The following is an 8,410-nucleotide window of genomic DNA, read 5'->3' on the forward strand; positions in this document are numbered from 1 at the left end:
GCGGTCCGGTCGTCCCGGACGTCTCAGTCCCGGTCGGTGAGTTTGTCCTTGCTGATCAGGCGGCCGTCACGGAAGCACAGGCGGTACGCGTGCCGGCTCACCAGGAAGCCGCCGTCGCTGAAGTAGCGGCACGCACTGCCGGCCGGGACCGGCGGCTCGACGATCGGCCGGCCGGGGACCTGACGGGCCGGCAGGCGGGGCAGGACGGTCTGCTCCGCGGTGCCCAGCTGCAGGCCGTCGTAGGTGGTGGAGTTGAGGACGGCGCCGAAGGTGATAGAGCTGTAGTAGGCGACGGAGACCGTGACGATGGCGAGCATCGGCGTGACGGTGAGGATGATCAGGCCGCGCCGCAGCCGGCGGCGGCCCTGGTCCAGGCCGAGCGAGGACGCCGTCGCGGTGGGCAGCGGGTGGGCCGGCGTGACGGCCGTCTTGTACGGCGCGACGTGCGGCAACCGGGCCACGACCTCGAACCCGCCGTGCGACGGGCCGACCGTCAGGTCGCCGCCCGCGAGGTGCACCCGTTCCCGGATGCCGACCAGGCCGAGCCCGTTGCCGGCCGGCTGGTGCGCCGGTGTCTTCGGCGGCGCCGCGTTGACCACCGACACCGTGGTGGCCGAGCCGGAGTAGGCGACGTCGACCTGGATGGGTGCGCCGGGGGCGTGCTTGGTGGCGTTGGTGATGGCCTCGCGGATGACGCAGTACGCGGCGCGTTCCACCCGTGACGGCACCCCGTCGGCCTCGCCGGTCTGGCTCATCCGGATCGCCGCGCCGGCCCCCTGGGCCCGCTCCACCAGGTCCGCGATGCTCTCGTCCGGCGGCTCCACCGGGGCCGGGTCGTCGGTGTCGCGGAGGACGTTGAAGATCTCGCGCAGCCGTTCGGTCGCGGCGGCCGCACTCTGCCGGAGCTCGACCGCGGCGCGCTGATGGTGCGGCGCCAGGTCGGGTGCGATCTCCAGGGCGGACGCCCGCAGGGCCATCAGGCTGATCTCGTGACCCAGCGAGTCGTGCATCTCCTGGGCGATCCGGGCGCGTTCCCGCAGCCGTACCTGATCCTCGATGGCCTGGTGCTGCCGTTCCAGCATCTCGGCGCGGACCCAGCCGGCCTGGATGAGTTCCAGCCGCTGCCGCCGGTACCGGCCGACCAGCCAGGGCAGGAAGCCGGCGAAGATCACTATTGCGGTGACCGCGAGCCAGGTGTCGCCCACCGGCCGATCGATCAGGACGACGACGGTCTCGACCACGGCCGCCGCGCCGAACACCGCGAGGGCCGGCCAGACTCGGGTGTGCCGACGGCCGTACAGGTAGGCGAACGTGGCGAGCGCGGTGGTGAACCAGACCGTGAGCACGGTGGTCAGCGCGGCTCCGAGCAGGACCGCGAGCGGCCACACCCGGTTCATCGCGACCAGGCCGGCGAGCAGGACGAGGCAGCCGCAGAGGATCCACAGCGGTGCCTTCTCCCGGTCGTCCAGCGGCACCAGCAGGCTGGTCAGCGCCACGACCGCGGCGAGGCAGACGTAGAGCAGCAGGTCGCCGAAGAGATCCTGCCGGGACCAGGACGTGGCCGACGGCAGCCGGGAGCGCAACCGGGCGCCGAGGTGGGGGCGCGGCTCGCCGGTCTCCTCGGCGGCGCCGTCGGGATTCACTCCCGATCGCCGATCTGGTCCACGTCGTCGACCAGGCCGGCCTCGTACGCGAGGATCGCGGCCTGCACCCGGTTCTTCACGCCCAGCCGGGTGAAGATCGTGCTGACGTGGGTCTTCACGGTGCCCTCGACCAGGAACAGCGCGCGGCCGATGCCGGCGTTGGACGCGCCGGCCCCGAGCAGTTTGAGCACCTCCAGCTCGCGCGGGGTCAGCGACGCCACTCTGCCGCGGGCCACCGAGGTGCGCGACATCCGTCCGTCGCTGAGCTGGGCGAGCACCCGCTGCGCGATCTTGGGGGAGAGGCACGCCGCTCCCGCCGCCACGCCGCGGACACCCCCGATCAGCTCGTGCGGCCCGCCGGACTTCAGCAGGAAGCCACTGGCCCCCGACTCGATGGCACGCGAGATGTACTCGTCCTCGCCGAACGTGGTGAGGATGATGACGGCGGCGTCCGGCACGGTCCGGCGGATCTCCACGGTGGCGGCCAGGCCGTCGAGCCTCGGCATCCGGATGTCGATGAGGGCGACGTCCGGGGCGTGCCGCTGGGCGAGGTCGATCGCCTCACGGCCGTCGGATGCCTCGGCCACGATGTCGATGTCCGGCTCGGTGGCCAGGATGCTGCGCACACCGGCCCGGATCATCGGCTCGTCGTCGGCGAGCATTACTCGGATCATGTTTTCGGCTTCGATCGTGGTAAGGGAACCCGCCTGCCGCCCGGTGTGCCCGGGGACTGCCCGGGCCGATGTCCGGCCCACCTAGCGCGCCCCCTGTGCCTGCAGCCGACGGAACTCCTCCGGAGTGGACTCGAGATGCGACACCGCCAACCGCAGGATCGGCGGCGCCATGATGGACGTGGCGACTGCGACAAGAACGACAATTGTATAGGCGGCGGTACTGAAGATCCCTACCCGCAGGCCTATTGAGGCCACGATGATCTCCACGACGCCACGGGCGTTGAGACCGGCGCCCAGCGCGACACCCTCCCAGTGGCCGAGCCGGCCGAGCCGCGCACCAAGGTAGGCGCCGGCGAACTTGCCGATCACGGCGACCGCGAGCACGCCGACCGCGGCGAAGAAGACCGCGGGCTTGGTCAGTTCGGTCAGGTCCACCCGCAGACCCGCGGTGGCCAGGAAGAGCGGTGCGAAGACCGCCAACACCGTGGTACGCAACGGCGCCAGCGGGGAACGCCGCCCCTCGGCGGGCGGGACCGGCAGCCCAGCGGGCTCGTGCGGCGGCTGGTCCACGGTACCGATCAGGATGCCGGCCAGGAAGGCACCGAAGACCGGTTCCAGATGCAGCGCGTGGCTGCCGGCCGCCGCCCCGAAGATGATCACCACGGCGGTGGCCGCGCTGGTGCCCGGGACGGTGGACCGTTCGGCGATCCGCATCAGCGCCGTCACCAGCGGGCGTCCCAGCACGGCCGCGACCGCGACGAACCCGGCCAGGCTCGCCAGGGAGAGCCCGGCCGCACCCAGCGTCAGCCCGGTCGTGGCCAGCGCCGAGATCAGCGAGAGCAGGAACCAGGCACCGGCGTCGTCGACCACCGCCGCGGTGACGATCAGCTGCCCGATGTCGCGGTGCAGGAGTCCCATGTCGGACAGCGTCTTCGCGATCACCGGAATGGCACTGACCGCCAGGGCCACGCCGAAGAAGGCGGCCAGCACGGTGCGGTCCGCGTTCGCGCCCTGGAACGTCTCGGGCAGCAGATAGCCGGTGGCCACGCCGAGCACCAGCGGGACCAGCAGGCCACCCGCGCTGACCGTCACCGCGGTGAGTCCGCGCTGCCGCATCACCGCCCGGTCCAGGTGCATCCCGGTCACGCCGACCAGCAACAGCACGCCCACCTGGCCGACGGCGTCCAGCATGAACGCCTGCGCCGGCAGGGACGGGAACAGCCAGGCCCAGAAGTCCGGCGCCACGGTGCCGAGGAGGCTCGGGCCGAGCAGGACGCCGGTGAGCAGTTCGCCGACCACCGACGGCATGCCGAGCCGGGACGCCAGCCGGCCCAGCACCGTGGCCGTGGCCAGCAGCAGGCCCACCTGGAGCAGGAACAGCAGGAGCTGATGCGAGGGCAGGGGCGGCAGCGGGGCCGGCATGCTCAGCTCCGTCACGACGCCGGGCCGGCGGCCGGTGGCACGGTCGGCGAGCAGTCCTCCAGCCGGATCGGCTCGCCCATGGCCACCAGCGTCTTCCGGGTGCCGGTGAACGACTCGCGGCCGTGCGCGGACAGCAGGTTGTCGACGATCATCACGTCGCCCGGCTGCCAGCTCTCCCGCCGGGTGGCGCGCTGGTACGCCTGGTCGATCGCGGTGGACTCGCCCTCGGTGAGGAGCGTGCCGTCGCCGAGCCGGGTGTCGAACGGCAGGCCGTCGTCGCCGTACATCTCGAGCAGCGCGGTGCGCACCTCGGGCGCCAGCGACCACCGGCTCCAGAAGACCACGTGGTTGAACCAGACCTCCTCCGCGGTCACCGGGTGCCGGATGATGGCGGACCGGCGCTGGGTGGTGGCGAGTTCGTTGTCCGGGAGCCAGCGACTGCCCACCAGGTTCCGCTCGCAGTACGCCTCCACGTCCGCGCGCTCCTCGGTGGCGAACGCGGTGGTCCAGGGCAGGCCGATGCCGTTGCGGTAGTTGCGGTTCAGCAGCCAGCCGTGCTCCCGGAACCGCGCCACCAGATCCGGCGGCAGGTCGGCCAGCACCTGCCGGACGTCGCCGACCGTGGTGGCGCCGCCGGTGGTGGCGGCGTCGATGGAACAGAAGATGAGGATGCCCGGGAAGTCGAGCGTGTAGCTGTTCTCGTTGTGCAGCCGGATCGTCTGCGCGGCCGGGAAGTCGGTGGACGAGAACACGTCGTCGCCGAAGTCGCTGCGCGGGGTGGCCTGCTCGCGGTACGCGGTGCGGGCGCCGAGCAGCAGGTCGCGTACCCGCGCGAAGTCGGCCGCCGACCCGACGGGCAGCCCGCGGAGCAGGATGTGGGCGTGCTGGTGCAGGTCCCGGCGCAGATCGTCGCGGATCTCGGTCAGCCAGCCGGCGGCGGCGTCGAGGTCCGGCAGATCGGGGGTACGGAGCACCGGCGGCCGGCCGTCCGCAAGCTCGTAGTCGAGGACCGTCGGCGACTGTGACGGAGATCGCATGGTCATGGGATGACACCCTCCAGTGTGGTCGATCCGGCGGCGGTGAGTGAGTCACCGGCCGGCGGATCGGGTGTGTGACGACCGACAGCGGGCGGTGCGACCTCCGGACACGACGAAGCGACCGGCCGGGCACCGACGCGGTCGGAGCCGCTGCGGGCAGGGTCGAGTGACGGCACGGCCGGCGTGGTGGCCGGCGGCCGGAATCAAGGATTTGCGGTGTCGGCCGCGGTTAGCCGTAGGCGCGCATCGAATATCCCCCGTGGTCATTTGGCGGGCGCGCACCGTTTCGGATGGTCGGTGTCGCGCCTAGTTGCGGGAGCATAGCGGAAGCGGTGGACCGTGTGGGTACCCCCGAAGACCGCTGTCTGCAAAGTCCGGTTTGAACTGCCGACAAGAGCCGTTCATGTATTGATGCTTGACAACCCGGCCTTGTGTTAGCAGCTACGGGTGTCGTAATCTTCCGACCGACCAACTACGGGGGAGGTCCACTGTGATTAAATTCTTTAACAAAGACTGTCGACGTTGTCGTGTTCCGCGTACGGCCCCAACGCGAGGCCGGGCAGTCTGCGGATAGCGCGTATTGCCGTCGGACTTCGCGGCTCAATCCTGTTGTTCCTCACGTTCCGCTGCTGCTAGCCCGCTTGGGCGGCAACGTCGGAACGCTGCGGTGTGCGTCCATCGTGGGGTCGCCGGCTACCGGCGAGTATGCGTTCCGCCCCTGATCAGCGGGCGAGTCGGCGCGATGGAACAGCCCCGGAGAATGTGAATGGCTCTTTGTTCCGGCCTCTCCGGCAAATGGATTCCCGTGGTATCCGCGCGATAACCCGACACCCATACGGTGATGCACTCGCGTCGCGTGGAGACGGCGAAGCTCAATCCTCGGGTGACGCCTTCTGTGCCTTCTCTGCCACTGCCGGGTTGTTGTATTCGACAGTGTTGCGTATCGCTCGACTTGCGACGTGAAACGCGTCTTGACATACGGATGGGTAGCCTTGATTACCGAACACACGGCAGGTCGGAGTCTGACGCCCGCTCAGCTGGGCGTATGGGTGGGTCAAGAGCTGGATCCGGACAGTCCCGGTTACAACTGTGGCGTTCGGATCGGCTTTGCCGGACGACTCGACGCCAAGTTGCTGCAGCAGGCGTTGAATGTCGTGGTCGCGGAGACCGAAGCGATGCGTCTTCGTTTCACCGAACACGACAGCGTGGTGACCCAACACGTCGAGGAGCTGGTCGGCGACGTTCCGCTGACCGTCGTCGACCTGTGCGACGAGCCCGACCCGGACGCGGCGGCCACCGCGTGGATGCGCCGTGACCTGGCCGTCCCGGTCGACGTGCGGCACGACGTGCTCTTCGCCCACGTGCTGTTCGAGCTGCCCGCCGACCGTTGTGTGTTGTATGTTCGCTACCACCACCTGATCCTCGACGGGTACGGCCAGGCGCTGTACGTGAACCGCCTGGCCGAGGTGTACTCCCACCTGGCGGACGGCCTGGACGAGGGACCCAGCCGGTTCCGCGCGCTGGCCGTGGTCGCCGAGGACGACGGGGCCTACCCGACGTCGCGCCGGCACGACCGGGACCGCGCCTACTGGCTGGACACCTTCGCCGACCGGCCGGAACCCACCACCCTGGCCGGCCGCAGTCTGCCGCCGGCCGCCACCCGGTTGCGCCGCACCGCCGGCCTCGACGACGCGCACCGGGACGGCCTGGTCGCGCTCGCCCGTACCCACCGGACCCGCTGGTCGCTGGTCGTCGTCGCGGTGGTCGCCGCGTACCTGCGCAGGATGACGTCCGAAGACGACATCGTGTTGGGTCTGCCGGTCACCGGACGCACCACACCGGCGGCCACGTTCACACCCAACCTGATGGTCAACGAACTTCCGCTCCGGCTGTCGGTGACACCCACCACGTCCTTCGCCGCGTTGCTCGACCAGACCGTCGAGCGGACCGCCCGGCTGCTGACCCACCAGCGCTACCGCAGCGAGGACCTGCACCGCGAGCTGGGCCTGTCGGGAAGCGACAGCACGCTGACCCCGACCATGGTCAACGTCCTGGGCTTCGAGCGCAGCACGGCGTTCGGGGCGCTGGACGGGGACGCCGAGCAGCTCTCCACCGGACCGGTCAAGGACCTGTCCGTCAGCGTGTACGGACGTCCGGACGGCAGCGGCATCCGTTTCGTCGTGGACGCACACCCCGGCCTGTACGACGAGGCGACCGTCGCCGCGCACCTCGACCGCCTGATGCGGCTGTTGGGTGCGGTGGTGGCGGATCCGGCCGCGCCGTTGGCCCGGGTGGACGTGTTGGGTCCGGCGGAACACGCCGAGGTGTTGGGTTCTGGTGTGGGCCCGGTGGTGGAGCCGTCGGTTCTGGTTCCCGAACTGTTCCGCCGTCAGGTCGCGCGGACCCCCCACGCGCCGGCGGTCGCCGCCGGGGACGAGGAACTGTCCTACGCGCAACTGGACATGTGCGTCGACGATCTGGCGCGGTGGTTGGTGGAGCAGGGTGTGGGTGCCGAGTCGCGGGTGGCGGTGATGTTGCCGCGGTCGGTGGATCTGGTGGTGGCGTTGTTGGCGGTGTGGCGGGCCGGTGGTGCGTATGTGCCGGTGGATGTGGATTATCCGGCGGATCGGGTGCGGTACGTGTTGCAGGACGCGGCGCCGGTGCTGGTGCTGTCCTCGGCGGAGCTGGCCGGCCGGGTGCCCGATGCCGGGGTTCCGGTGGTGCTGCTGGACGCCGAGACGGTGGGGGCGGAGGGAACTCCGTTGCCCGAGCTGCATCGGGATCAGTCGGCCTACGTCATTTACACGTCGGGTTCGACGGGGCGGCCGAAGGGGGTGCAGATTCCGCATGGGGCGTTGGTGAACTTCGTGCGGGCGATGGCGTCCCGGTTCGGGGTGTCTGAGTCGGATCGGCTGCTCGCGGTGACGACCGTCGGGTTCGACATCGCGGTGCTGGAGTTGTTCGTGCCGTTGGTCACCGGTGCGTCGGTGGTGGTGGCGGACGGCGAGCAGGTCGGTGAGCCGGTGGCGTTGCGGGAGTTGGCCTGCCGCGAGGACGTGACGGTGTTGCAGGCGACGCCGGGGTTGTGGCATGGCCTGTTGGCGGTGGGGGACACCGGTTGGCTGGGCCGGGTGCGGGTGCTGGTGGGTGGGGAGCCGTTGCCGGTGGCGTTGGCCCGTTCGCTGGCGTCGGTGGCGTTGTCGGTGACGAACATGTACGGGCCGACGGAGACCACGGTGTGGTCGACGGTGTGGGATGTGCCGGCGGATCTGGTGGGGGTGCCGTCGATCGGGGCGCCGATCGACAACACCCAGGTGTATGTGCTGGATGCGGGGTTGCGGCCGGCGCCGGTGGGGGTGCCGGGTGAGTTGTACATCGCCGGTGCGGGCCTGGCCCGGGGGTATCTGGGTCGTGCGGGGTTGTCGGCGGAGCGGTTCGTGGCGGATCCGTTCGGTGTGGCGGGGTCGCGGATGTATCGCACCGGTGACGTGGTGCGGTGGGCGGCGGGTTCGGTGTTGGAGTTCGTGGGCCGTGCCGACGATCAGGTGAAGGTGCGGGGTTTCCGGATCGAGCTGGGTGAGATCGAGTCGGTGCTGGCGCGGGCCGAGGGTGTGGGCCGGGTCGTGGTGATCGT

5 protein-coding genes are annotated in these 8,410 nt (G+C 70.5%); 1 reads left to right on the forward strand and 4 read right to left on the reverse strand.

The annotated features are described in order from the left end of the window. Positions 1 to 23: 23 nt before the first annotated feature. From LDL48_RS38860 to LDL48_RS38875, 4 genes are all read right to left on the reverse strand, one after another. Positions 24 to 1,643, reverse strand: coding sequence for a sensor histidine kinase (locus tag LDL48_RS38860; protein ID WP_225260183.1), 1,620 nt, complete (start codon positions 1,641 to 1,643; stop codon positions 24 to 26). After that, positions 1,640 to 2,317 (reverse strand): response regulator, encoded by a 678-nt coding sequence (locus LDL48_RS38865; RefSeq protein ID WP_225260184.1) that lies wholly within the window; start codon positions 2,315 to 2,317, stop codon positions 1,640 to 1,642. The genes LDL48_RS38860 and LDL48_RS38865 overlap by 4 nt, the downstream gene beginning before the upstream one ends. 81 nt (positions 2,318 to 2,398) lie before the next feature. Beyond that, positions 2,399 to 3,739, reverse strand: coding sequence for a cation:proton antiporter (locus LDL48_RS38870; RefSeq protein ID WP_225260185.1), 1,341 nt, complete (start codon positions 3,737 to 3,739; stop codon positions 2,399 to 2,401). Positions 3,740 to 3,750: 11 nt separating this feature from the next. Then, positions 3,751 to 4,782 (reverse strand): TauD/TfdA family dioxygenase, encoded by a 1,032-nt coding sequence (locus LDL48_RS38875; protein WP_225260186.1) that lies wholly within the window; start codon positions 4,780 to 4,782, stop codon positions 3,751 to 3,753. 1,043 nt (positions 4,783 to 5,825) lie between these two features. Here LDL48_RS38875 and LDL48_RS38880 point away from each other — a divergent pair. Further along, positions 5,826 to 8,410: amino acid adenylation domain-containing protein (locus LDL48_RS38880; RefSeq protein ID WP_308016545.1), on the forward strand; the 2,585-nt coding region annotated here is incomplete at its 3' end.

This window comes from Jidongwangia harbinensis (assembly GCF_020216025.1).
Classification (GTDB): domain Bacteria; phylum Actinomycetota; class Actinomycetes; order Mycobacteriales; family Micromonosporaceae; genus Actinoplanes; species Actinoplanes harbinensis.